Genomic DNA, 24,699 nt, shown 5'->3' with positions numbered 1-24,699 from the left:
AGCATTCTTTCACTGTCGGTAATTATAACCTGCACTCGTCCTTATTCGCATCGGCGACCTTCAGCAACACGCTCGCAACACCTCGGAGATCAGACCGGCGAGAGCAGTCGGCCGAAGCCCAGCAATGGCGCATGGATGCCGAGCTGGCGTCGGAGGAGCCAGCCCGTGGCCTGATTGCTGGTCAGCACCGGACGCCCAAGTAGCGCCTCAGCAGCATCCACCAACTGCAGCACCCGGATGGCGGTGCAGCCAAGCAGGACCGCTTCAGCTTCATCAGGCACCCAGCTTCGCAGTAGATCTAGCCAGCGCGCCGGCGACACGTCGAACACCTCGGCAGGCGTAAGCAGACCGGGCCCATGTTCGGCCACGCATTCCAGGCCATGTTGACCGAAGAACGCCGCGTCTCGCTGATTGATCTCCTCGATGTAGGGCGTTACCAAAGCAATGCGGCGCACGTGTAGCGCGGCCGCGTCGGCCAAAATTGCCTGAGACGTTGCGATGGCCGGACAGCGGGCCGAGGCTGCCGCCTGCCTCAGGATCTCGCCTTCAAACACGTCGCTGAAGGGCGAGACTGCGGTGCAGTGGAAGGCGATAACATTGGGCTTGGCATGACTCAACAGGGTGGCTGCTGCCTCCACTCGCTCGGCCATCCGCAACAGCTCCTCGCGGGAGCTGCCGTTCAGCGGTACCCGGGTCACATGCAGCGAGACGTCACTCGGCATAAGGGCTGCCAGATTCGGCCCGGCGGTGATGTTCTCGGAAGACTTATTGAGCCGGCCCTGGTGTTCTTGAGGATTTTGCCTGCTGTGCCCAGGTAGGCGGAACAATGAAGCACGTAGACATGCGGAGCCTGGCGCCGGAGGCGCAAGAGGAGCGACGGCGGCAGGTGATTGGGCTGCGCCAGGCGGGGCAGACCTATGCGGCGATCGCAGCCCAGGTCGGTCTGACCCCGACCGGGGTCTTTGACATCTGCCAGCGCTTCGCGGCGCACGGCCGGGCGGGGCTGAAGAGCAAGACGCGCGGGCCAGCACCAGGGCATGGCAGCCTGCTGGCGGAGGAGCAGGAGGCAGAAGTCCAGGCACTGATCCGCAAGCAGATGCCGGATGAGTTGGGGCTGCCGTTCGCGCTCTGGAGCCGGGCAGCGGTGCAGGCCCTGGTCCGGCAGCGCTTCGGCATCACGGTGGCGGTGCGGACCATGGGCAGCTACCTGGCACATTAGGGCTACACGCCGCAGCAGCCGCTGCGGTAAGCCTGCGAGCAGGACCCGGCCGCGGTGCGACGTTGGCGGCGGCGCGAGTACCCGGCGATCGCGGCGCGGGCTAAGGCGGCGAACGAGGTGATCTTCTGGGGCGACGAGAGCGACCTGCGCTCGGACGACGTGCGCGGCCGCAGCTATGCCCCGCGCGGCGAAACCCCCGTGGTTCGCGCCAACCACCGGCGAGCCAATGTCGGCCTGGTCTCCGCGGCGACCAACAGGGTCGAGGTGCGCTGGATGGTGCTCGACGGTGCGATCAAGGCGTCAACCCTGATCCGCTTCCTCGAGCGCCTGGTCCGCGGCGCAGGCCGCAAGGTTTTCCTCATCATCGACCGGTTGCAGGTGCATCAGGCTCGTGCTCACGCGGCCATGGCCAGCAACCCGTCCTGAAAGGCGGTCAGGACATGCAGGAAGGCCTCGGGCTGCTCGCGGAAGGGGAAGCTGCCGCTCCGGTTGATCAGGTGGAACTGCGTGGCCGACTGGTGCTGCGCAATGATGCGGAAAAGCCAGAGCATGTGGTCGCGCGAGACGAGCGGGTCTTCCGCCGCCGCGATGATCTGGGTGGGCACGGGAAAGGCGGCTTCCCGCGCCGCCCTGAACAAGCCAAACTTGGCGCGCAGCACGCTGCCGGTCAGGGCGGCGGCTGCAGCCGGGTTGGCCATGCGGCGCAGCACCGCCCGATGCGCCTCGCTCTCTGCCGCTGCGACAGACCCGTCCAGCAGCGTACTGTCAATGTGGTGGTGGGCGTAGGACATGCGGTCGAAGGCCCAGAATTGTGCTTGGCGGGTGGAGGCGGGCTCGGGCGCGCCGAGGAAGGTAAGGTTGTCCACCCCATCACCGCTCGGCGCCGCAGCCGCGCTGGCGACGATGGCGAGCGAGGCGAGGAGACCCGGCTGATCGAGCGCCACCAGTGCCCCGACCAGCCCGCCGAGATCGTGCCCGACGAGGTGCACGGGGCCGTCCGCCACCGCGGCAACGGCGGCGGCGGCGTGGCGGGCCATGACCTCCACCGTCAGCGGTCCGTCGCCCGCGGGCGTGCCGCCGCTGCCCGCAGCATCGATCGCGATCACGCGCCGCGTGCGCGCCAGGGTTTCAGGCAGGGCACCCCAGAGATGGGAACCGCCAGCATACGGCACCAGGCCGGGCGTGCCGCCATGCAGCAGCACCACGGCCGGTCCGTTCCCGGCGCCGCCTTCGAAGATTTGGGTGACCAAGTCATTGGCCTGGACGGTGCGAGGGGTCAGCACGGTCATGGGCGGCTCCTACCAAGCGCTATGAAGGTCGACGAAGCCGGCGAGCAGCGCGTTGAAGCGCTCGGGGTGCTCCCGGTAGACGAAGTGGCCGGCCTCGTTGAACACGTTAAAGGTGGTGCGGCGTTCGTGCCTTGCGATGCGCTCAAACAGCTCCATCCCACGCTCCACCAGGGCGGTGCGATCATTGAAACCCCAGATCACCTGGGTGGGGCGCTGCAGCCGGCCCTCGTCGATCCAGGTGAGCGTCTCGCGCTTGTAGCGGGCGAGATCCGGCAGGAAGAGGTCGGCACCAAGGCCCTCGCCGACGATCTTGTCCACGCCGCGCCGGTAGTCCGGGTTGGCAAGCGTCTCCATCACCACGTCCATCCAGGCTTCCGTTACCACCTCCTTGCGGAAGCAGTAGTTCTCGTAGACCCAGCGGGCGGATTCACGCGTGAACGGCGGATGCGGTGGCCGCGCCAGCACCACCTCGTTCGTGCCCACTCCGGGGCTGAGCGTGCCGCTGGTGACGATGGTGAGAGAGCGGACCAGGTCTGGGCGCTCCATGGCCAGCCGTGCCGAGGCGAAGCCGCCGCGCGAATGGCCGACGATGTGCACGGGCGGCAGCTTCATCGCCACCAGAAAGTCGCGGATATGCGCGACCACGGCGCCCATCGTGTAGTCCTCATCCCGCAGGGGAGGGTCAGTAAATCCCTGGCCGATCTTATCCGGCACCACCACGCGGAAGCGCTTCGCCAACGGCGCGACCTGCATGTTCCAGGCATAGGCGGAGGAGGCGGAATCGGCGCCGCCGAAATTGCCGCCGTAGATGAAGACCAGCGCTTCCGGCCCTTCCCCCTCCACGTGGTAGGCCGTGCGAAGGCCGCCAATGTCGATGAACTGCCGGGGCGGGAACGGGTAGGGATCGGCCGGCTTCCCAGCATCCAACGTCATGCTATCCATCTCCTGTCTCCTCCTGCAGCGCGCGAGCAGCGCCCGGTGGCAGTGCAGCATATTGGTAGATAACTATCAATCTTCTTGTTCTCGCTCCGGTGCTCTGCCTATGCTCCCACCAGCAGACGCCGACGACGGAGATGCCCATGCCCGGCCCCCCCGCTTTCCCCGTGAATGAACTTGGCAGGGCGGGCACCGCGTGGCTGTGACGGTCGGCGTGCCTTTTGAGGCGTTCATCAACCAGAGCCAGTTCAGCTACCTCGGCACGCCAGGAAGGAAGGACAACTTTTCACTGTCCTACGGGGATTATAGCTGGAAGGCCGGCATCTGGCGCATGCTGAACGTGCTCGACGATTTCGGCGTGAAGGCCTCCATGTCTACGAACGGTCTCGACACGGAGCGCACAGGGCGCTGATGCCGCGTATCGAGGTAGGTTCCGGCCAACGCAGCGCTGGCCATTGATGAAGCCGTCGCCCTTTGCGTTGCTCCTTTCAGCCCGCTCAAGGAAGTCTTGTCATGATGCGCTTACCGCTCCACCGGCGCTCCTTTCTCGCAACGTCTATAACGCTCGCCGCACCGCTGCCTGCGCCGGCACAGACCGGGCGGGCGCGGGTGCTGAAGTTCGTGCCCCAGGCAAACCTCACCAGCCTCGATCCGGTCTGGACGACAGCCAACGTCACGCGCCACCACGGCTACATGGTCTGGGACACGCTCTACGGACTTGACGCCTCCAACGAGGCCCAGCCGCAGATGGCCGAGGGTCACGTGGTGGAAGATGAGGGGCGGCTCTATACCATCACCATCCGCCCCGGAATGCGCTTCCACGACGGGGAGCCGGTGCGCGCGGCAGATGCAGTGGCGAGCCTGGCGCGATGGTCCCGCCGCAACGCCGCTGGCCAGTACTTTGCTGCCAACCTGGTTGAGATGGCGGCGCCGGACGACCGGCGCATTCGCATCCGGCTGAAGCGGCGACAGCCGAACCTGATCGATAGCTTCGCCTCCGCTACCTCTCCCGTCGCCTTCATCATGCCGGAGCGGATCGCGCAGACCGATCCCTTCCAGCAGTTCCGTGAGGTGATCGGCTCCGGCCCCTACCGCTTCAAGGCGGACGAGTACGTGTCAGGCAGCCGCAGCGTCTACGAGCGCAACCCAAACTACAACCCGGTCTCCGCCGGCACCCCGAGCCTGACGGCTGGGCCGAAGGTCGCACATTTCGACCGCGTCGAGTGGCACGTCATCCCGGATGCGGCGACGGCAGCCGCCGCGCTGCGGACGGGCGAGGTGCACTGGTACGAGCAGCCCGTGCCGGAGCTCGCCGCTTCCTTGCGGCGCGACCGTGGCATCACCGTGGAGCCTATGGGCATGCGGCCCAATCCGGGGGTGCTGCGCCTGAACCACCTGCACCCGCCCTTCAACAACCCGGCGCTGCGCCGCGCCCTGCTGCCCGCCATCGACCAGCGGGACTTTATGGCCGCCGTCGCCGGCGACACCCCGGACGCCATCGACACACGCTGTGGCTTCTTCACCACGGGCTCTGTCATGGCGAGCGAGACGGGGTTGGAGCCGCTGCTCGGCCCGCGCAGCTTCGATCGCGCGAAGGCAATGATCCGCGAATCCGGCTATGCTGGCCAGCCGATCCGCCTTCTCTCCCCGACCGACATCCTGGCCCCCACCGCCATCGCCCAGGTGGCGGGCGACCTGTTCAGGCGCTTGGGCCTGAACGTGGAGGAGGCGACGATGGATTGGGGCAGCGTGGTCCAGCGCCGCGCCAGCCGCGAGCCGGTGGAGCGCGGCGGCTGGTCCGCCATGACCACCGCAGTGAACGACACCGATTTCCTGGATCCCAGCGTGCACTTCGCCCTGCGAGGCAACGGGCTGGATGCTTGGTTCGGCTGGCCGAGCAGCCCGAAGCTGGAGGCGCTGCGCGAGGACTGGCTGACGGCGGAGGACCGGGCGGCGCAGAGGCGGATCGCCGGGGAGATGCAGCGCCAGGCCATGGAGGACGTGCCCTACATCCCTGTCGGCGCCTATCGCGCCATGACCGCCACGCGCCGCAACCTGCAGGACCGCGTCGGGGGCTTCCCAATCTTCTGGGGAGTAAGGGAGGGCTGAGACCGGGCCGAGGCTGCTAGCGGGAGGCTGCCGGCTCGTCTTGGCTTTCCTCAAGGCCCGTCCTGACCTTCGCCAGCAACGATAGTAGCTGCTCCACCTCCTCGTTCGTGAGGTGCCGCAGCGCCGCCTCGTTCCCGGCAATGGCGATGTGCATCATGTCCTTGCGCATGCTCCGCCCCTTCTCCGTCAGGAAGACGTGCACCACCCGCCGATCCGCCTCGCTCCGCTGGCGGCGCACCAGGTCCAGCCGTTCCATTTGGTTAAGCGCCACTACAACGGAAGGCCCCATCAGCCGCACGCGCCGCGCCAGCTCGTTCTGCGCCAGCCCGTCCTCCTCGTAGAGGGCCCAGAGGTATCCCCAATGGGAGACAGAGGAGCCGTGCTGCCGCAGCGTATCCTGCACCCGCCCCCGGAAGATCCGGTGCAGATCCCGGAACTGGAAGCCGATGTTCCAGGGCCCGGCGTAGAGCTCCTGCCGCTTCCTCATCGGCCAGCGCACCCGCTCCTGCGTGCCCGCCGCCTCTACGCGGTCATTTGTGTCTGACAGGTCGGGCAATGGCGTCTTGGGGCCGGGGCGGGTGCGCTTCGGCAAGATCGAACTCTCCTTGAATAGCGCCGCTCGTAAGCCATGGCGCCCTCCACCGCCAGGGCAAGGGCAAATAGGTATCTATCTATCTATCGTTTCCGTGCCACGATGGCCTGCCCGTCGCGGCCCATCTGCCTCTGGCGGCGCTATCGACGTGATAGGCCGCATCTACGCCACTTGCCTTGGCGAGGCGCTGGACGAAACTTGGGTGGTGGAGAACCGGTCGGGAGCCAACAACACCCTTGGCGCCGCCGAGGTCGCCCGCTCGGCGCCCGACGGCACCACCCCCCTCGTTAACGCCGACATCCACCTCATGGCTTGCCGCGTCATGCGCGCCGAACCTACGACCCGGTCGCGGACTTCTCGCCCGTCGCCCGCTTGGCAACCGCCCCTATGGTGCTGGTTGGCAATCCCCGCACCACGCCGGAAGGCGGCGTGGCCGCCTTCGCCGCAGCTATGAAGGCCTAGCCCGACAAGGTCTCCTTCGCCAACTCTGCCCTCGGTGCCATGGGCCACCTGTCGACCAGGAGCTTCAAACAGCAGGCCATCGCCGACGCTCTCGTGCTCTCCTACCGCGGCACTGCCCGGCGCTGACTGACGTCCTCTCTGGCAACACCGCCCTCAGGGTCGCCCCGCTCGGCGCCGCCCTGCCCCATATCGAGGCCGACCGTCTGCGCGCCTTCGCCATCATGGGCGCGAAGTGGTCCAACCGCGCGCCCAACATCCCCACCACCGCCGAGCAAGGCATGCCCGGCCTGGACTTCACCCTCTGGTACGCCATCTGGGGCCCCAAGGGCCTGCCGGACTCCGAGGCCGACCGCCTCAACGCCGCAGTTCAGACGCTCGCCCGCGACCCGAACACCCGCGCTCGCATTGCCGACCAGGGCGCCGAGCCCGTGGCCGAGGATCGCGCCGCCTTTGCTCGTTTCGTAGATGCGGGATCGGAGCGCAATGCGCGGATCGCGCAGGTCGCGGGGATCCAGCCGGAGTAGGCTAGATGGCATCCTGGCCGGGCGGCGCCTCCCAGCCCTCACCCTCTGGCGCCGCCATGAGTTGCAGCAGAGCACCGCGCAGCGCCAGCTCCGCGCGGTTCAGCGGCCGCCGGTCTGAGTGGACGAGGCAGAGGCGCCGCCCCACCACCGGCCTGACCAACCGTGCCGCGACGAGGCGGCCAGCCCGGATGTCGTCGATCAGCGCGCCATAGGGCAGGATGGCACCGAGGCCAGGGTCCGACAGCAGGGCGCGCGTCAGCCCCATCGACTGCACCTCGTGCGCGACGATCAGGTCCAGCCCTGCCGCGCGGGCCGATCCCTCGATCATCTGCCGCAGCACCTCGTTGCCCAGAGCGGACATGACGAGCGGCACCGCCGCCGCCTCGGCGAAGGGGATCTCGGCCCGGCCGGCAATGCGGCCGGCTTCGTGGGTCTCCACGAAGACCAGCCAGTCCCGGGCCAGGGTCTCGCCGCGCACGCCGCGGCGGTCCGCTGGCATGTCGTAGCAAACGGCTAGGTCCACCGCCCCTTCCGCCACTTGGTCGATCAACGCGGTGGAGAGAGCTTCGACGAAGGAGAGCGCCACGCCCGGCAGGTCCTGCGTGGTGGCGCGCAGCAGCGGGGCGGCCAGGAGGTTTCCGGTGGAGGGCGTGACCCCCACCACCACTCGCCCGCATGGCGTGTTGCCGAGATCTCGGATACGGGCGGCCAGGGCGTCCAGCCCTTCCAACAGCGGCCATGCACCATCCCGGAGCGCGCGCCCCGCTTCCGTGGGCGTGACGCCGCGGGAGTGGCGGAGGAGAAGAGGGACGCCCAGCTCCTCCTCCAGGTGCCTTAGCTGGGCGCCGAGGGCAGGCTGGGCGATGCCGAGCCGCTCCGCCGCCCGGCTGAGCGAGCCGTGCTCCATGATGGCCAGCACGGTGCGCAGGCGCCTGAGATCCAAGTGTTTCCTCCGCCTCCAGCATGCGGGCGGGCCCAGGGCGGAGTCCAGCCGGCCATAGCGGCTCGCTACAGCAGCGAACGCCATCCGCTTCTGGCGGGAGCCCGGCGGGGCCGGCTACCAGCCATGGAATGGACAGCACCGCTCCGCACCTTCCCGAGACGCCGGTCGGCCTCTCCAACGCCCCGGCCGGCTACGGCTCCGACGTGGTTGCGGAGACGATCCGCTCGCTCGGCCTACCTTACCTGGCGCTGAATCCCGGGGCCTCTTTCCGCGGCCTGCACGACAGCTTGGTGAACCACACGGGCAACCGCGACCCGCGCATGCTGCTCTGCCTGCACGAGGAGCACGCGGTGGCGATCGCCCATGGTTGGGCGAAGGTGGCGGGCATGCCAATGGGTGCCGTGGTGCACTCCAATGTGGGGCTGATGCACGCGACCATGGCGGTGTTCAACGCTTGGTGTGACCGCGTGCCGCTGGTGCTGCTGGGTGCCACTGGCCCGGTGGACGCGGCGAAGCGCCGCCCCTGGATCGATTGGATCCACACGTCGCGGGACCAGGGCGCGCTGATCCGCAACTACGTGAAGTGGGACGACCAGCCCGCTTCCGTCGCTGCGGCGCAGGAGGCGCTGGTGCGCGCGCGGCAGGTGGCCTGCACCATGCCCTGTGGTCCCGTCTACGTGAACCTGGACGCCGCCATGCAGGAGGAGGCGCTGGCCGCGCCCGTGCCGCCCCTGCCCGTGGCCCGCTACTCGGCGCCGGAGGTGCCCTGGCCTGCCCCCGCCGCACTGGCCGCCGCTGCGGAGGCCCTGCGCGGTGCAAAGAGGGGCGTGATGATGGTCGGCCGCGTCTCGCGCGATCCTGCGGACTGGGCGGCGCGCGTGGCACTGGCCGAGGCGCTGTCGCTGCGCGTGATCTCCGACATGAGGGTGGGCGCGGGCTTCCCCACCGACCATCCACTGCACGCGGGTGCCCCAGGCATCTTCCCTGGTGCCGAAGCCCTGGCGGTGCTGCGCGAGGCGGATCTGGTATTGGACTTGGACGGGGTGGACCCGGCCGGCGCCTTCAAGGCAGCGGGCAAGGTGCCGCCGCTCGTCATCCGCGCCTCGATGGACCACGCGCTGCACAATGGCTGGTCGCATGACCACCAGGCCCTGGCACCCGCCGACCACCTCCTGGTCACGGCACCGGACGTGGCCGTGTGGGCCCTGCTGCAGGCGCTCGACCTTCCTGCCAAGCCCGCCTCGCAGCCAGCGCCTGCCGCACCGGTGGTGCCCGAGGGCCCGCTGACCACGGACGGGCTCTCGGCCGTGCTGCGTCAGGAGACTGCGGGGCGCGAGGTGACGCTGATCCGTCTGCCCCTGGGATGGAACGGGGGCAGCTGGGCGCTGCGGCACCCGCTAGACTATCTCGGCTACGATGGCGGCGGCGGCATCGGCTCTGGCCCGGGCATGGCGGTAGGGGCAGCGCTGGCCCTGCGCGACAGCGGCTCCGCGCGCCTTCCGGTGGCCGTGCTTGGCGATGGCGACACGCTGATGGGGCTGACGGCGTTGTGGACCGCCGCGCGTTACCGCATCCCGATGCTCGTCATCGTCTCCAACAACCAGTCCTTCTTCAACGACGAGGTTCACCAGGAGAAAGTGGCGCGCCAGCGCGGCCGTCCCGTGGAGAACAAGTGGATTGGGCAGGCGATCCGCGATCCCGACCCGGACTTCCCCGCCCTTGCCCGTGGCCTCGGCGTGGCCGCCTTCGGGCCCGCCTCCGATCCCGCCTCACTCGCGGCGGCACTTCGCGAGGCCATCGCGGTGGTGGAATCCGGCTTGCCTGCCCTCGTCGAGGCCCGTGTGGTCGCGGGCTACACGCCGGCCATGGCCTCCGCCCTCACCCGGGAATCCTGATCATGGACATGCACATCCCCTCCCCCGTGCTGCCGGTCGAGCGGGGTCTGTTCTACGGTGGCGCCTTCCACGCGGCCCGCTCCGGCCGCCGCATGGCAGTCTTCGCCCCCGCGACCGGGGAGGCGCTGGGCGAGGTGGATGTGGCGGGGCCGGAGGACGTGGACGCGGCCGTGGCTGCCGCTCGCGCGGCCTTTCCCGCCTGGGCCGCGCTGCGCCCGGCGGAGCGGGCCGATCTGCTGCGCGGCTTCGCGGCGCTGCTGCGCCGGCACGCGCAGGAGCTGGCAATGGTGGACGCCGTGGATGGCGGCAACCCCGTCTCCGAGCTGGTCAAGGATGTCGGCATCGCCGCCGGCGGCTTCGACTTCTTCGCGGGGCTGGCGACCGAGGCCAAGGGTGAGACGATCCCCATGGGCGAGCGGCGGCTGAACTACACGCTGCGCCAGCCTTGGGGCGTGGTGGCAAAGATCATCGCGTACAACCACCCACTGATGTTCGCCACTTGGCGCGCCGCGGCGCCGCTGGCTGCTGGCAACTGCGTGGTGGTGAAGACGCCGGACCAAGCGCCACTCTCCGCCCTGCGCCTGATGGAACTGGCGGGCACGCACTTCCCGCCTGGCGTCTTCAACATCCTCTCCGGCGACCGCGAGACCGGCGTCGCGCTGGTCGCGCATCCCGGCGTGGACAAGATCGGGCTGGTGGGCTCCGTGCCCGCCGGCAAGGCCGTGCTACGCGCGGCGGCCGAGCGCGTGGTGCCCTGCCTGCTGGAACTGGGCGGCAAGAATGCGCTGGTCGCCTATCCCGACGCCGATCCGGCCAGGGTCGCGGCGGGGATGGTGAAGGGGATGAACTTCGCCTGGTGTGGCCAGTCTTGCGGCTCCACTTCCCGCGCCTTCCTGCACGCCTCCATCCACGACGAGGTGCTGGAGGAGGTGCGGCGCCTTCTCGCCCCGATCCGCCCTGGCTTGCCGACCGATCCCGCCACGCGCATGGGAAGCCTCGTCAGCCAGGCACAGCTGGACAAGGTGCTGTCCTATATTGAATCCGCTAAGGCGGAGGGCGCGCGGCTGATCTCCGGCGGCGGCCGCCCGCAGGAGCCGGAGCTGGCGCGCGGCTTCTACGTGGAGCCGACCGTCTTCGCCGATGTCACGCCCACCATGCGCATCGCACGGGAGGAGATCTTCGGCCCCGTCCTCTCCGTGTTGAGATGGGAGGACGAGGCGGAGATGATGGAGGCTGTGAACGCGGTGGAGTATGGGCTCACCGCCTCCGTCTTCACGCGGAACGTCGTCGTTGCCCACCGCGCTGCCGCGAGGCTGCAGGCTGGCTTCGTCTGGGTGAACGACACCTCGGAGCACTTTCTCGGCGCGCCCTTCGGCGGATTTAAGCAGTCCGGGCTGGGCCGGGAGGAGAGCCTGGACGAGCTTCTCGCCTATACGCAGGTCAAAAACATCAACATCCTGCTGGAGGAATAACGCCCATGGTGCAGCGTAGGACGCTTCTGAGAGCCGGATTTGGTGCCCCGCTGATCCTGCCTGGGCGAATGCTGCACGCGCAGGGGACCTCCTGGCCGGGGGAACGCCAGGCGAAGATCATCGTTCCGCTCGCTCCCGGCGGCACGGCCGATCTCCTCGCGCGCCTAATCGCTCAGCGACTTACGGAACGCGCCGAAGGACGGGCGACGGTCGTCGTCGAAAACCGCACGGGGGCCGGCAACGCGATCGGCTGGGCCGCCGCCGCCCGCGCCGCCCCAGATGGCAACACCGCCCTCTTCACCGACAATTCGCTCGCCATGGCGATCCCGCTGCGCCAGGAAATGGGCTTCGACCCGCGCACGGACCTCGTGCCCGTCACCCGGGTCGCGGACCTCGCGCCGGTGTTCTGCGTGCCAAACGAGTCGCCCTATCGCACGATCGGGGACCTTGTCGCCGCGGCGAAGGCGAGACCCGAGGCCATCAACTACGGTTCGGGCGGCAATGGCAGCGCGCCACACCTCGCCACGGAGTATTTTTCGCACGTGGCGGGCATCCGGATGACCCATGTGGGGTATCGCGGGATGGCCCAGGCCACCCAGGACCTCGCGGGCGGGCGCGTGAGCTTCATCATCTCGACCCAGCCAACGGTCGCAGGCCTCCTCGGGGCAGGCAGCCGGATCCGGATCATCGCCGTCGGCACCGGATCCAGGCACCCCGCTCTGCCGGATGTTCCTACGGTGAAGGAGGCCGGGCTGCACTACGAACTGTCCTTCTGGTTCGGCCTTTTTGCGCCGAAGGGAACACCGCCGGCCCTGGTCACGGCCATGCAGGAGGCGGTGGCCGCCTCCGTTTCTGACCCGGCATCGCGGCGGAAGATGGAAGAGATGGGCGCGACCTTCGTCCTAAGCACGCCCGACGCCTTTCGCGCCGATATCGCGACCGAGGCTGGCCTTTGGAGCAGCATTGTCCGCGAACGCCAAATCAGGATTGAGTAGGCGGCATCAAGGAGCTGTTTGAGGCCATGCAGTTGCTCAGCCTTCGCGACGCGGCAAGCATCGGGGACCTTGCGGCGATCGCCCGGCGCCGCATGCCAGGCTTTGCCTTCGACTACCTCGACGGGGCGGCGGGCGACGACCGGGGCATGAGGCGGAACGAGGAGGCACTCGCCGCCGTCCTCTTCCGCACCCGCCACCTTGTCGGTGGGCGGGCGCAAACGGCGGTGGAGTTCCTCGGGCGCAGTTACAACCTGCCCACGGGGGTCTCACCGATGGGCATGGCGAACATGCTCTGGCCCGGCATGGACCTCGTCCTCGCCCGACTGGCCCAAAAGGTCGGGATTCCCTATGTCCTCAGCACGGCCGCGACGACCAGCATCGAGCGGATTGCCGAGGCAGCCCCGGACGTGGCCTGGTTCCAGCTCTATGTCTCCCGCGACCCCGCCATCAACGAAGGCCTTCTGAAGCGCGCCTGGGCCGCGGGCATACGGGTTCTCGCGGTGACGGTGGACGTGCCGGTACCGCAGAAGCGCAACCGCAACCACCGCCATCGCTTCGATCTGCCCTTCCGTCCCCATCCCCGCTTCCTGCTCGACCTCCTGGCGCATCCCCGCTGGGCGGTGGAGACGCTGCGCGCGGGGATGCCAAACTTTGAGAACTTCGTCCCCTATGCCGGGCTTGCGCGGGGCGGCTCCATCACAGAAGTCGGTCGCTTTCTACAAGCTCAGGGCAAACGCGACCTTCTGTGGGAGGATGTCGAGCGTATCCGGGGCCTTTGGCCAGGCCATCTCCTCATCAAGGGCGTGATGGATGCGGAGGACGCCTCCCGGTTCCTCCGGATCGGCGCGGACGGCTTGTGGGTCTCGAACCATGGCGGCCGGCAGTTGGAGTCCGCCCCGGCTTCCGTTGACGTGCTGCGCGAGGTGCGGGCGGCGGTCGGGCCGCATGCGCCGATCGTTTTCGACAGCGGCGTGCGCACCGGGGAAAGCATCGTGAAGGCGCGTGCTCTGGGCGCGGATCTCGCCATGTCCGGGCGTGCCTTCGCCTATGGCGCGGCGGCAGGAGGCGCAGCCGGTGCCCAGAAGGCCTACGATCTTCTGGAGCTCGAGACGCGCTACACCTTGCTCCAGATCGGCTGCCCGGACATCAACAACGTGTCCGCCAGCATCTTGCGCGAGGGCGCCGACGAGACACGTCTGTTGCACCTTGATCCCGTGGCTGTGCACTGATCTCGAACGTCACCGCTCCTCCAGCGCGGCCAGGTGGAGCTCTCAGGGGATCACGCCCGAACCCCCCGCCGCCCGGAACCGCGCCACCTCCTTGGTCGGTCCGCTGGTTTTGTCAGCTCTCGCGCCAGAGATGCCATCGCATGGCACCTTCAGCCCCTCGCGCCGCCAGATACGCTCCACGCGTTTGTCGTCTAATCGCGGTCAACCTCCGTGTTCATGGCGGTGTCCTGGCACAACAGACCTTGTCGTCTTCGAGGTCGAGACGGGCTCGCCTCATCATGGCCCTCGCCAGCTGGCCCCCCGATGTGATTGCCGCGGTCCCTTTCGAGCCGCACAAGCGGGTTCGGGGTGACCTGGCCAGCGTCCTGCTCAGGACGTCCCCCGCCGAGGCGGGAGCTCAGTGGGCTGGAGCGGGCTCGAACTCCGTGCCGTCCAGCCAGATGCGATGCAGGATGGTCGCGAGCTTGCGGGCCACGGCCACCCTTGCCTTTCGGTTGCCCACCCGCGCCGCAAGCTGCAGGCCCCAGGTCCGGAGCGCCGAGTCCTTGCGGACGCGGGTCATCAGGACCGTGGCCGCCTCGAACAGCAGGCTGCGCGCCAGGCGATCCCCCGACTTCGAGATCCGGCCGCCCACGTCCACCTCCCCGGACTGGTAGCGCTTCGGGGTGAGCCCGAGATAGGTCCCGACGTCGGAGGAGCGTCGGAACCGGGTGGGATCATCGAGCGCCGTGACGAAGGTCAACGAGGTCATGGCCCCGACGCCGGGCACCGTCGCCAGCCGACGGCAGACATCCCCCTCCCGTGAGATGCGGATCATCTGGCGCTCGAGTTCCACCTTGCGCTCACCCGCCACCTTCCAGGCGCTGAGCAGGGCGCCGATCGCCTCGCGCACCAGCGGGTCGTCAGGGCACTGCTCGTGAACGGCGCGCTCGAACACCCCGCCGGTGCCAGCGCCGAGCACCACGCCGAAGGTTTTGAGCAGTCCGCGGATCTGGTTGCAAAGCCCTGTGCGGACCATGACGAGCTGGCGGCGCGCCGAGAGAATAGCGCGCACCCGGCAGCTCTGCAGGCTCTTGATCGCCACCGCGCGGTACCAGCCCGAGCGCACCACCTGGGCGATGCCGTGCGCGTCGTTGGTGTCCGTCTTGTTCACCTGCAGCGAAAGAGCCGCTGCGACATGCCGGGCATGCAAGCAGTCGATCGGGATGCCGAGAGCCTTCAGGCCGTGCCATAGCTAGATGGCCAGCGGCCCCGTCTCCATGCCCACCCGGGTGGCACGAGGGGCGTGCCCCCCAGCATCGCAGCGATCGCCTCGGGACGCGACGGGCACTTGCCGCGCCAGACCCGGCGTCCCTCCGCGTCGATGACGCAGATCTCCGTCTCCTTCTGAGACACGTCCAAGCCTACATAGAGAACCATCACATCCTCCGTCAGAATGGAACCGGAGCGAGCCTAAACCGGCTCTGATGCGATTAGGCCATGTGATTGCACCGCCAGCCCTCGGCCCGTAGCAGAGCCGTGATCCAACGGTAGCCGTACCGGCCATACTGACGGGCCAAGTCGATGATGCTCGCCGTCAGCGCCGCTTCGTCGTCTGCTGCGCGCGGCACCTTACGCTGTGTCGACCGATGCTGCCCTAGCACCGCACAGGCTCTCCGCTCGGACACGCCGAGCTCACCCTTCACATGCCCCACTGCCGCACGACGGCGGGCGGGGCTCAGTATTTTCCCGATGCCGCTTCTTTCAGGCTCACCTTGTCCAAGGTCAGGTCCGACGCCGCCAATAGCCGCCGCGCGTTCTCCCGCTCCAGCTCCTTCAACCGCTTCACCTGATCCAGCTTCAGGCCACCGAACTCGGCACGCCAGCGATAGTAGGTCTGGTCCGTCACCCCGATCGCCCGTACCGCCTCCGCCACCGTCTTGCCCTGAGCTGTCAGCACCTCAACCTGCCGCAGCTTGGTCGGGCGTGTGCGTCCTCTTCCGACCCATCCTCAGCCTCCTCAAAACAGCCGCCGGTTCACATAACCGGCGGACTGCTTCTAAGGGGGGCAGGTCATTCGTGCGTTACCGTATCAGGAACCCCCTTTAATCGCGGATTCCCAGCTTCGCGATCAGCGCGCCGTCACGCGCGTACTCGGCACGGACAGTCGCCTCCAACTCCGTGGGGCCCTGGATGGCGACCTCGATCCCCTGCTCGTCAAGCTTGAGGCGGGTCGAAGGCGTCTGCATCACTTCTGCCACATTGGTGTGGATCTGATCCACGATAGGTCGCGGCACGGCGGCCGGAACCGCGATGCTCAACCAGATTTGCGTTTGGGCGTCGGGAAAGCCCGCTTCCCCGATCGTAGGCACGTCTGGAAGGGCGGGAACACGGTCAGTACCCATGCTAGCCAACGCCCGGACGCTACCCGAGCGGATATGCGGGAGCAGACTGTTTACTGCGCCGGTGTAGATCTGAAGCCTGCCAGCCATTAGATCCGGCATTAGCGCGTTTGCGCCACGATACGGCACGTGCGTCGCATTCTCCCCGACTAGGCGCGCTACACCAAGATGCTGGGACGACCCCACGCCGGTGGACGGATAGCTGAGTGATCCTGGCCGCTGCCTCGCGAGGGCGACGAGTTCCCGGACGTCCCGTGCGCCGAGTGCCGCGTGGACCACTAGGACGACGGGCACCCGGGCAACCATCGCAACGAAGGAGAAATCGCGCAACGGATCAAAGGCGGCGCGTACCAGGTGTGGGTTCGTGGTGAAGATCTGGTTCGCACCAAGCAGCCACGTGTGGCCGTCCGGGGTGGCTCGGGCCACCGCCTCTGCACCGATGTTGCCGCTCGCACCCGGCCGGTTCTCGACGACGAAGGACTGCCCCCAGCGCGGCGACAGCTGCTCACCAATCAGGCGTGCGACAACGTCGTTGCTTCCGCCTGGTGTGAAGGGGACGACAAACCGAATAGGCTGCGTGGGAAACGACGCCTGTGCGACGCCACCGCGTAGGCCAGAGAGCCAGGAGGCCGAGGCTGCTCCCAACAGATAACGCCGCTTCATTCTGTTGTCCCCTTCGGTTTTGTTACTAACATCCGGTTCTTCCCGGTGTACCGGCTGTGGTTGATGAGACACCTGAGTGGAGCCTACGCGGCGAGAGCCGCGGGTGAAAGCTGATCCAGCCGAGCGGCGTCCAGTGTTCTGAAGCCGTGTTGCTCGATCAGCCAAGTCGAGTTGTAGGTCCGGCGGAATTCAAGGAGCGCCTGGCGGAGTTGCTCGACGGTGTCGAAGGTCCGGACCCAAAGGAGGTTTTCCTTGAGGGTGCGGATGAAGCGCTCGGCGCAGCCATTCCCCTCGGGTGCCCGCACGAAAGCGGGCGAGCTCTCGATGCCGAGGAACGTCAGCTCGCTCTGGAAGGCGTCCGACATGTACTGGCTGCCGTGGTCATGGCGGAGTGCGAGGCCCGCCGCGATGCCCTTGCCGAAGCCGCCGAAGTGATGGCGAACACCCTGCCTGAGGGGCTCGAGGGCCTCGAAGCGGGTGCCGCGCCGGGCGGCGTGGAGGCCGACACACCCGGCGCTGTGGTGATCGATGGCGATGAACACCGCCATCTGACCCTCAGCTGTCCATGTGGTGGTCATGTCTGTTGCCCACATGGTGTCCAGGGTGTCGGGGATGATGGTGCCGTCGTGGTTGCGCGGGCCTCCGGGCTGCCGACCCGGGACGGGGCGAGCAGGTCGTGCTCGCGCATCAGCCGCAGCACCCGGCGGCGGGAGGTCCGGACGCCCTGCATGCGCAGCCTCGCCCAAACCTTGCGTTGGCCCTCGCCATGGAAGGGGGAGGCCGCGAGAACAGCCCGGATCGCCTCGACCAACGCGGGATCCGGCATGGACCCGACCGGGCCACGTCGCCTCGGCGGCTCGGTCCGGGGCGGCAGGCGATGGCGGTAGATCGTCGCCCGGGCTGCTCGCCAGCAGCGGCATACCCTGGCCAGGCCATAGAGCCTGCCGCTGCTGGGTGAGGAGGCCAAGCTCATCGCCGTGACCTCCTGCGGGCCAAAGGGCGGCCGCCCTCCAGGGCTGCGACCTTGACCTCCAGCAACTCACGCTCGAGCAGCATCTCGCCCAATCGCGCCTTGAGCCGCTCGCACTCCAGCCCCTCACCGTTAGCAAGCTGCGTCGCCAGGCTTGCCTCACCAGTAGCCAGGAAGGCGTCACGCCAGCCGCTCAGGGCCGCGGCCGTAACACCCAGCGCCCGCGAGACCGTCTCGAGATCCTCACCCCGAAGCAGCCGCAGCACCGCATCCCGCTTGCGCTGCCGTGACATCCGACTACCCCGGTCAGTACCAGCGGCATCCATCAGATCTGTCATCATCATGCACCCCATCGGCGGATACCGTCCGCTTGCGGAGCTTGCGGAGCTTGCGGAGCTTGCGGAGTGTCCCAATCAACCGTGGGGCGGAGGACCCCCGAACCAATCTGGGTTCATCCTGCCGCCACTCCCCACCAATGACGCGGGGTGAACCACAGCTTGGCGGCAACAGAAATCCTGGATGCCAACGGACCTTAAAGCGCTCGCAACCGAGCCCATTCCCCTGGAGAGAAAGCGGCTGATCACCTAAAGATCAGTGACCCGCTTAACCTCCCTGAGCACCCGTCCATTACCGTCCAAGACACAAAGCGCGGTCTGCTTCGAAGACACGTCCAATCCGCAATGGAGCATGGCACCGCCTCCAAAGTTGGGACATGAACCTGGCAGGCTATCACGAACGTTCGCAAACCAAGCCGTCCTCGCGCAAGCCCTGACGGGTCGCGCGGGGCCGGATGGCAGCCCCCTTATCACTCGGCCGCGGCTGCGATCTCACGTGCCTTTAGCTTGGCTGGCGAGAAGACTGGATTTAGCTTGAACAGTCGCTGGGCGTTGCCGCCAAGAATGTTACGCTTTGCCTGCTCGTTGAGGAACGGTAGATCATAAATTGTGCTCGGCAGGTCCATATCCCAATGTGGGTAGTCCGACGAGTACAGAAGCTGCGTATCCGCCTTGATCATGTCAAACGTAACCTTCAGGGCTTCCTGGTTGTTCACCATCTCCATGGGCTGACTGGAAAAGTACATCTCACGCATGTACTCGCTCGGCTTACGCTTCAACAGCGGTGCCTCCGACGTGCGCATCATGTACTCGTTGTCCAGCCGCTGCATCAGGAATGGAATCCAAGCCAGACCGCTTTCGATCCACACCGTTTTCAATTTTGGGAAACGCTCTGGCAAACCGTTCATTAGCCAGTTCGTCATGTGCACCATGTTGCATAAAGTGAAGCCCAGCGCATGTACGGAGATGAACCGGTTCAACTGCGCTAGAGAAGTGTCGTGCCAATTATAGATCGCGTGAAAAGCAAGCGGCAGGTCCCGCTCCTGGAGGGCGGCGTACACCTTCATGTATGAGTTATCGTGCACCGGTCGGTTGCGGTTGCCTGTTCCCATAAAACCAATCACACCGGGCTTGCTGCCGAACTCCTCCACCATTCGGAACGCCTCCGCAGGTTCATTCAGCGGCAGGTAGAGCATGGAAACGAGGCGCGGATCCTGGGCGAGCACAACTTCACACAGCCATCGATTATAGGCGCGGGCCAGCGCCACTTCCACGTCGATCTCGGGGTGCGTAGATAGCCCGAGCATGGGCGTCGGGAACATGCACGCCATGTCCACACCCATCGCGTCCATCCAACGATGCATGAGCGTGATCTCGCGATGCTGGTCGCCCGGCGTCTTCTCGTTTGCACGGCCCGGATATCGGGTAATACGGCCGGCCATATCTTGCGAGCCCACGAACTGTGGAATCAGCCCGCTGCGACCAATCTGTCCGCGCGAAAGGCCGAGATGTTGAATGACCGGATCTTCCATGAACTGAAGGATCTCCGGCAGCAGCTCCGTCTCGTAGTGGTGGGAGTCCACATCTACAATTAGGAAGTCCTTGTAGGCACGCTGTTTAGCCTGCGCGGCCGCGTTCTTCAGAAGAGTGGTTGTGTCGAAAGGTTGGACCGACGGGTCGTTCATAGTTTGATTAGCTTGAGCCGAAACGAAATCCATCGTATCTTCTCCCTGGGATGCTTGCCTATCGAGGTTTAGCGCTCTTGATTGTCTGCCACATGCTTAGCTCGAACGCTCCGACGTCCACTGCTTCAAGCATGGCAGTAGCAGTGACGGCGACATCCGTCGCGGACACGGCGTTCGCGGGAAAAGCTGGCATGCTTCCCCCCTGCTCCACCCGGGCGGAATAAGCCCGCACAACTGCCGCAAGCAATGCTTGCAGTGCCTGGTCTGTCACCGTGCCGCCATCTGAATGCGCGTCCGTCAGAGCAGCCGTCGCAGCGTCCAGCACTGCTATGAGATCAGACGGTGATGTAGAGATTGCCGTCATGCTCGCTGACCGGGAATTGCTGCAATCGCAGTCGCTCGTCACCAACGCATTCTCCTGTCGCGATGCGGTATTCGTAGCCGTGCCAGGGGCAGACAAAGTGCATGTCCTCCGTGTCAAACGCATTGCGCTGGAACGACTGATCGGCGTTCAACACAGCCACAACTCGCGGCATCACCACACCTTCGCAGGCCGGACCACCCTGATGTGGGCAGAGATTGCGATACGCGACGTAGCCGTCGCCGTGCCGAAACACTCCAACTTCAAGAGCGCCGACGGTAACAATTCGGCTTTGCGAGCCGAACTCGTCTTTGCGGCAAATCAAAATTTCTGGCATATCACCTCCAGCCACGAACGGTATGCAAGATAGACAGTATGCCTCTCGTACCATTTCGTCAAGGTCTATGCACGCGTGTCCGTTCCCACAACAGCGGCCCAACAGGGCCTTGGCGCAGCGCTCCGAAAGCTGCATCGCACCTACATACGACGGCTGCAGGCACAATTAGCGGAGCATGGCCTGAGCGTGGCACAATACCTCCACTTAAGAGCACTGTGGGAGGAGGCCGGACTGACGCAGAACGAAGTGTCGGCGCGGCTCGGGATTGAAAAGGCGTCCTCGACGGCCGTGCTGGAGGCGCTTGAGCGCGACGGCTTAATTAACCGCGTGCGAGATGCGCGGGACCGGCGCAATGTTCGCGTATACCTGTCGGATGCTGGTGAGAACTTACGTGGCACCGTTATGCCGTTTGCTCAACAAGTTGCTACGCAAGCCAGTCACGGCCTGACCGAGGCGGATCTAGATGCGTTCTTTCGCACGATCGACTGGATGCTCTCTAACCTACTCGCCGTCGAGAAGGACGCTGAGAAGGGGCGTCTGGGCCCAGGAACTCGTAGCTATTGAGCCGGCTTTGGTGATCTTGGATCAAGCTGCGTAGCGGAACTGCGGATGGTGGAAGAAGGAGCGAATGCGCTCTGGCCGTTTGGACAAGCTGCGCACGTGGTTGACGACAGCTTGCTTGAGTTGCCCCTTGCTACGGGCGAGCGGCCTAGCGGTGACGGCCTGCTTGAAATCGCCGTTCAGGCCCTCGTCGGGGTTGAGGTCAGGGCTGTAGGGCGGGAGGTAGAAAACCTCGATCTGATCGCCGCGCCCGCTCAGCCACGTGCGCACCAGTCCCGCCCGGTGCACCTGCAACCGGTCGAGGATGAGGAAAACCTTGCGGCCGGCGTCGCGAACCAAGCGCTCGAGGAAGCGGATCAGGGTTGACGCCTTGATCGCGCCGTCGAGCACCATCCAGCGCACCTCGCCCCTGTTGGTCACCGCCGAGACCAAGCCGACATTGGCTCGCCGGTGGTTGGGACGAACCACGGGGGTTTCGCCGCGCGGGGCATAGCTGCGGCCGCGCACGTCGTCCGAGCGCAGGCCACTCTCGTCGCCCCAGAAGATCACCCCGTTCGCCGCCCTGGCCCGCGCCGCCATCGCCGGGTACTCGCGCCGCAGCCAACGTCGCACCGCGGCCGGGTCCTGCTCGTAGGCCCGCCGCAGCGGCTTCTGCGGGGTGTAGCCCCAGCGCGCCAGGTAGCTGCCCATGGTCCGCACCGCCACCGTGATGCCGAAGCGCTGCCGGACGAGCGCCTGTACCGCTGCCCGGCTCCAGAGCGCGAACGGCAGCCCCAACTCGTCCGGCATTTGCTTGCGGATCAGCGCCTGGACCTCTGCCTCCTGCTCCTCCGCCAGCAGGCTGCCATGCCCTTGCGCCGGCCCACGCGCTCTGCTCTTCAGCCCCGCCCGGCCGCGCGCCGCAAAGCGCTTGCAGATGTCAAAGACCCCGGTCGGGGTCAGCCCAACCTGGGCTGCGATCGCCGCATAGGTCTGCCCCGCTTGGCGCAGCCCAATCACCTGCCGCCGTCGCTCCTCTTGTGCCTCCGGCGCCAGGCTCCGCATGTCTACGTGCTTCATTGTTTCGCCTACCTGGGCACAGCAGGCAAACTCCTCAAGAACACCGAAGCCGGCTCAATAAGTCCCGGACAAGCAATTCGTTCTCGTATTTAGCACTACCTGGGCATTTTAGGGTTGATGGGCGGTAGGAAGCGGCGTCGGCAGTGCGGGCATCGGATGGGTTTGACGAGGTGGGCGAACAGCCGATGGAAGATGGCCTGACGTAGAGCGGGCAGGCTCGGTGAAGGTGGCGGCCCTAGAATGCGGGTCGGCATTTTTCCCCCGGCTCGCCCGGCGTTGTTGGGCGAGGCGCAGGTGCTGCAGATAGGCAAAGCCGATGCAGGTCATCAGCGCGTGTCGGTGCAGGCCGGTCCAGGAGCGTCCCTCGAAGTGGCCCAGGCCGAGCTCCTGCTTGAGTTGCTGATGCGCCTGCTCGCAGACCCAGCGCGCCTTGATGGTGGAGGCAAGCACCCGAAGGGATGTGCCGGGATCCAGGTTGCTGAGGTGGTACTTGCGCTCGCCGGAGGAGCGCCACTCGCCCACCAGCCAGACTTCGTCGCCCGGCAGGTGGCGGTTGTTGGCCCAGATCGCGCCGTCGCCCACACGAACGCGGGTGGCGGCGAACCTGGCAGCCAGCGCTCCTTTGGTACCCTGCCGCCAAGCCACGCGCCGCCATGACAGCCCGGCCAGCACCTCCTCGGCCGGGCGGGGCTCCTCATCGGGCACGGGGCGCCGCCGGCGCCCGGCTGGGGTCGTGACCTCTACAGCGGCGCTGTAGACCTTCTGCACCCGCGGAATACCCACGGCCCAGAGCAGGCCGCGCTCAGAGAGGGCCTGACGGAACGCAGCACTTGCACCATAACCCGCATCGGCCAGCACGGTCCCGAACCGCACGCCCGCAGCCCTGAGCCGGTCCAGCTCGGCGAGCGCGATCTCGCCCTTGCTCCGCGGCACCATGTCCGCCGCGGGCACCCCCGCCTGGACGCAGCGCTCCGGCTTGTCGGTCCAAGTGTCGGGTAGGAACAGCCGCAAGGCGACCGGCACGGGAACCTCGTCCTGAGCCAGGGTGAGCGAGACAAGCGACTGGCAGTTCGCCTTCTTGCCCAACTGCCCGCAGTACTGCCGCGCCACGCCCACCGAGAGCTCGCCCTTCTTGGGCAGCGCCGTGTCGTCGACCACCAGGAAGGCGTCCGACCCACCCACCAGCCTGTCCGCCTCACGCGCCAGCACCGTCCAGAGTGGGCCATCGTCCCAGGCGGGGCTGGCGATGAAGTGCTGCAGCTGGTCGTGCCCCGAAAGCCCCAGCCTCGTTGCCATCGGCTGCAGGCTCTTGCGCTCACCAGGCCCGAGCAGCCCTCGCAGGTAGAGCGGCGCCCAGCTCCGGCGCGTCTTGCGACCCATCACCTCGAGAAAGGGTGCGAGCCAGGCATCCAGATCAGCTGCGCCACGAACTCCACCCACCATGGCCACCTCCTGCTGAGGTCAGTCACCCGCAGGTCGGTCAACCAAGCCGCATCTTCAAGTGCCCAGGTAGTGTTAGCTCCCATGAGGTCGCCTTCACCGTCCGTTCGGGCCGATCAGGGTCGTGACGCAGGGCATTGTCCCCTCCCCCACCATTCAACATGGTAGTGATAGCGTTGCGGTGGGATGGCACGCCAGGTTCGTCACCCGATCGTAAGCGAGGCCTACGTGCCCTCGTGGCCTTCGCTTGACGCCGGGCCGTTCACGTTGGCCGCCCAGTGCCACAGCATAAGTTCGTCGATACGGCTGTGGGCCCGCCGGTGACGAGGCGCGTCAGCACGTCGGCGAAGTAGCGCTGCCTCTGTGCATCCAATGTGCCGAAGATAATCCGAAGTCCTATGGAGGATGAGGAACGCCACATGAGGATCCCGTCCTTCCGGCCGGTAGAACACGCCCTGCGCGGCACCGAGCGGAACATGGCTCGAGGTGACTTGAGCCTGTGCAATTGATGCAAACCCTGTCGCAGCCAGGGTCGCCATAATAGCCATACGCAATCTTCGGTACATCAAACCTCCTGTGGTTTGGACACCGTACATTGAGTGAGCGGGTCCTCATGCATCGGACGGTTTAGCCCCTCAACCTTCGCTTTGTTTCGCCACCGGTCGTCGTCACCTGCTCTCCTCCCTATGCGCATCAGTGACCTTCAGCAACGCGCTCGCAAGACCTTGGAAATCAGGCTAGCGAAAGCAGTCGGCAAAAGCCTGGTAATGGCGCATGGATGCCGAGGTGGCGTCGGAGGAGCCAGCCCGTCGCCTGATTGCTGGTCAGCACCGGGCGCCCAAGTAGTGCCTCAGCGTCATCGACCAACTGCAGCACCCGGATCGCGGTGCAGCTAAGCAGGACCGCTTCGGCCTCGCCAGGCACGCAACTTCGCAATAGGTCTAGCCAGCGCGCCGGCGACACGTCGAACATCTCGGCAGGCGCAAGCAGGCCGAGCCCATGTTCGGCCACGCATTCCAGGCCATGCTGGCCGAAGAACGCCGCTTCTTGCTGATTGATCTCGTCAATGTAGGGCATTACCAGAGCAATGCGGCGCACGTGCAGCGCGGCCGCGCCGGCCAGGATTGCCTGGGACGTCGCGATGGCTGGACAGTCGGCGGAGGCCGCCGCCTGCCTCAGGATCTCGGCCTCCAACGCATCGCTGAAGGTCGAAACCGCGGTGCAGTGGAAAGCGATAACATT

The 24,699-nt window shown here is 66.7% G+C and carries 21 protein-coding genes and 3 pseudogenes; 10 read left to right on the top strand and 14 right to left on the bottom strand.

The window, feature by feature from the left end:
• Positions 1–89: 89 nt before the first annotated feature.
• On the bottom strand, positions 90–722 hold the full coding sequence (locus D9599_RS27395) for an aspartate/glutamate racemase family protein (RefSeq protein WP_198384467.1): 633 nt from the start codon (positions 720–722) through the stop codon (positions 90–92).
• Between the two features lie 104 nt (positions 723–826).
• Between D9599_RS27395 and D9599_RS27390 the strand changes: the two genes are divergently transcribed.
• Positions 827–1,219, top strand: coding sequence for a helix-turn-helix domain-containing protein (locus D9599_RS27390; RefSeq protein ID WP_198384466.1), 393 nt, complete (start codon positions 827–829; stop codon positions 1,217–1,219).
• 54 nt (positions 1,220–1,273) lie between these two features.
• Complete coding sequence (locus D9599_RS27385) at positions 1,274–1,645, top strand: transposase (RefSeq protein WP_198384465.1); 372 nt, start codon at positions 1,274–1,276, stop codon at positions 1,643–1,645.
• Here the strand turns inward: D9599_RS27385 and D9599_RS27380 are convergent.
• Both D9599_RS27380 and D9599_RS27375 read right to left on the bottom strand, forming a co-directional pair.
• The gene (locus tag D9599_RS27380) at positions 1,615–2,508 is read right to left on the bottom strand and encodes an alpha/beta fold hydrolase (protein WP_198384464.1); all 894 of its coding nucleotides are present in this window, start codon (positions 2,506–2,508) and stop codon (positions 1,615–1,617) included. The two genes, D9599_RS27385 and D9599_RS27380, sit on opposite strands and share 31 nt — an antisense overlap.
• 9 nt (positions 2,509–2,517) lie before the next feature.
• Positions 2,518–3,450, bottom strand: coding sequence for an alpha/beta fold hydrolase (locus D9599_RS27375; protein ID WP_198384463.1), 933 nt, complete (start codon positions 3,448–3,450; stop codon positions 2,518–2,520).
• A gap of 190 nt (positions 3,451–3,640) precedes the next feature.
• Between D9599_RS27375 and D9599_RS27370 the strand changes: the two genes are divergently transcribed.
• Positions 3,641–3,856 carry a hypothetical protein gene (locus D9599_RS27370; protein ID WP_198384462.1) on the top strand — a complete coding sequence of 72 codons (216 nt, stop codon included), beginning with the start codon at positions 3,641–3,643 and terminating at the stop codon, positions 3,854–3,856.
• 104 nt (positions 3,857–3,960) lie between these two features.
• Entirely contained in the window at positions 3,961–5,553 is a 1,593-nt protein-coding gene (locus D9599_RS27365; RefSeq protein WP_198384468.1) for an ABC transporter substrate-binding protein, read from the top strand.
• 16 nt (positions 5,554–5,569) lie between these two features.
• Here the strand turns inward: D9599_RS27365 and D9599_RS27360 are convergent, their stop codons facing one another.
• Entirely contained in the window at positions 5,570–6,145 is a 576-nt protein-coding gene (locus D9599_RS27360; RefSeq protein WP_198384461.1) for a MarR family winged helix-turn-helix transcriptional regulator, read from the bottom strand.
• 176 nt (positions 6,146–6,321) lie between these two features.
• Here D9599_RS27360 and D9599_RS32560 point away from each other — a divergent pair, with 176 nt between their 5' ends.
• On the top strand, positions 6,322–7,131 hold the full coding sequence (locus D9599_RS32560) for a Bug family tripartite tricarboxylate transporter substrate binding protein (protein WP_375373083.1): 810 nt from the start codon (positions 6,322–6,324) through the stop codon (positions 7,129–7,131).
• A 1-nt stretch (position 7,132) separates the two neighbouring features.
• Here the strand turns inward: D9599_RS32560 and D9599_RS27350 are convergent, their stop codons facing one another.
• The gene (locus tag D9599_RS27350; protein WP_198384460.1) at positions 7,133–8,074 is read right to left on the bottom strand and encodes a LysR family transcriptional regulator; all 942 of its coding nucleotides are present in this window, start codon (positions 8,072–8,074) and stop codon (positions 7,133–7,135) included.
• Between the two features lie 128 nt (positions 8,075–8,202).
• Between D9599_RS27350 and D9599_RS27345 the strand changes: the two genes are divergently transcribed.
• The 4 genes from D9599_RS27345 to D9599_RS27330 are packed head-to-tail and all read left to right on the top strand — an operon-like array spanning position 8,203 to position 13,665.
• Positions 8,203–9,969 (top strand): thiamine pyrophosphate-binding protein, encoded by a 1,767-nt coding sequence (locus D9599_RS27345; protein ID WP_198384459.1) that lies wholly within the window; start codon positions 8,203–8,205, stop codon positions 9,967–9,969.
• A 2-nt stretch (positions 9,970–9,971) separates the two neighbouring features.
• Complete coding sequence (locus D9599_RS27340) at positions 9,972–11,441, top strand: aldehyde dehydrogenase family protein (protein ID WP_198384458.1); 1,470 nt, start codon at positions 9,972–9,974, stop codon at positions 11,439–11,441.
• 5 nt (positions 11,442–11,446) lie between these two features.
• Positions 11,447–12,436, top strand: coding sequence for a tripartite tricarboxylate transporter substrate binding protein (locus D9599_RS27335; protein WP_198384457.1), 990 nt, complete (start codon positions 11,447–11,449; stop codon positions 12,434–12,436).
• A 26-nt stretch (positions 12,437–12,462) separates the two neighbouring features.
• Positions 12,463–13,665: an alpha-hydroxy acid oxidase gene (locus D9599_RS27330; RefSeq protein ID WP_198384456.1), complete on the top strand. Its 1,203-nt coding sequence runs from the start codon at positions 12,463–12,465 to the stop codon at positions 13,663–13,665.
• Between the two features lie 397 nt (positions 13,666–14,062).
• Here the strand turns inward: D9599_RS27330 and D9599_RS27325 are convergent, their stop codons facing one another.
• From D9599_RS27325 to D9599_RS27300, 6 genes and pseudogenes are all read right to left on the bottom strand, one after another.
• Positions 14,063–14,866 (bottom strand): IS110 family transposase, encoded by an 804-nt coding sequence (locus D9599_RS27325; RefSeq protein WP_375373084.1) that lies wholly within the window; start codon positions 14,864–14,866, stop codon positions 14,063–14,065.
• Between the two features lie 283 nt (positions 14,867–15,149).
• Positions 15,150–15,619 (bottom strand): annotated as a pseudogene (locus tag D9599_RS27320) (transposase); the annotation flags it as partial.
• Positions 15,620–15,749: 130 nt separating this feature from the next.
• Positions 15,750–16,709 (bottom strand): tripartite tricarboxylate transporter substrate binding protein, encoded by a 960-nt coding sequence (locus D9599_RS27315; protein ID WP_198384454.1) that lies wholly within the window; start codon positions 16,707–16,709, stop codon positions 15,750–15,752.
• A gap of 83 nt (positions 16,710–16,792) precedes the next feature.
• A pseudogene (locus D9599_RS27310) lies at positions 16,793–18,023 on the bottom strand (IS3 family transposase).
• 461 nt (positions 18,024–18,484) lie between these two features.
• The gene (locus D9599_RS27305) at positions 18,485–19,732 is read right to left on the bottom strand and encodes an amidohydrolase family protein (RefSeq protein WP_198384453.1); all 1,248 of its coding nucleotides are present in this window, start codon (positions 19,730–19,732) and stop codon (positions 18,485–18,487) included.
• Positions 19,733–20,034: 302 nt separating this feature from the next.
• Positions 20,035–20,397 carry a Rieske 2Fe-2S domain-containing protein gene (locus D9599_RS27300; protein WP_198384452.1) on the bottom strand — a complete coding sequence of 121 codons (363 nt, stop codon included), beginning with the start codon at positions 20,395–20,397 and terminating at the stop codon, positions 20,035–20,037.
• Positions 20,398–20,472: 75 nt separating this feature from the next.
• On the opposite strand from D9599_RS27300, the gene D9599_RS27295 reads away from it, so the two are divergent.
• Positions 20,473–20,961 (top strand): MarR family winged helix-turn-helix transcriptional regulator, encoded by a 489-nt coding sequence (locus D9599_RS27295; RefSeq protein WP_198384451.1) that lies wholly within the window; start codon positions 20,473–20,475, stop codon positions 20,959–20,961.
• A 21-nt stretch (positions 20,962–20,982) separates the two neighbouring features.
• Here D9599_RS27295 and D9599_RS27290 read toward each other — a convergent pair whose 3' ends face one another.
• The 3 genes and pseudogenes from D9599_RS27290 to D9599_RS27280 all read right to left on the bottom strand — a co-directional run.
• Positions 20,983–22,017 carry an IS630 family transposase gene (locus tag D9599_RS27290; RefSeq protein ID WP_198384450.1) on the bottom strand — a complete coding sequence of 345 codons (1,035 nt, stop codon included), beginning with the start codon at positions 22,015–22,017 and terminating at the stop codon, positions 20,983–20,985.
• 108 nt (positions 22,018–22,125) lie between these two features.
• Positions 22,126–23,460, bottom strand: a complete 1,335-nt coding sequence (locus tag D9599_RS27285) for an IS701 family transposase (protein WP_232480984.1) — start codon at positions 23,458–23,460, stop codon at positions 22,126–22,128.
• Between the two features lie 729 nt (positions 23,461–24,189).
• Positions 24,190–24,699 (bottom strand): annotated as a pseudogene (locus tag D9599_RS27280) (hypothetical protein); the annotation flags it as partial.

The sequence above is a fragment of the Roseomonas sp. KE2513 genome, from assembly GCF_016107305.1.
Taxonomy (GTDB): domain Bacteria; phylum Pseudomonadota; class Alphaproteobacteria; order Acetobacterales; family Acetobacteraceae; genus Roseomonas.
The sequence above is the reverse complement of the archived record's forward strand: the minus strand, read 5'-3'. Positions and strand labels throughout refer to the sequence as shown.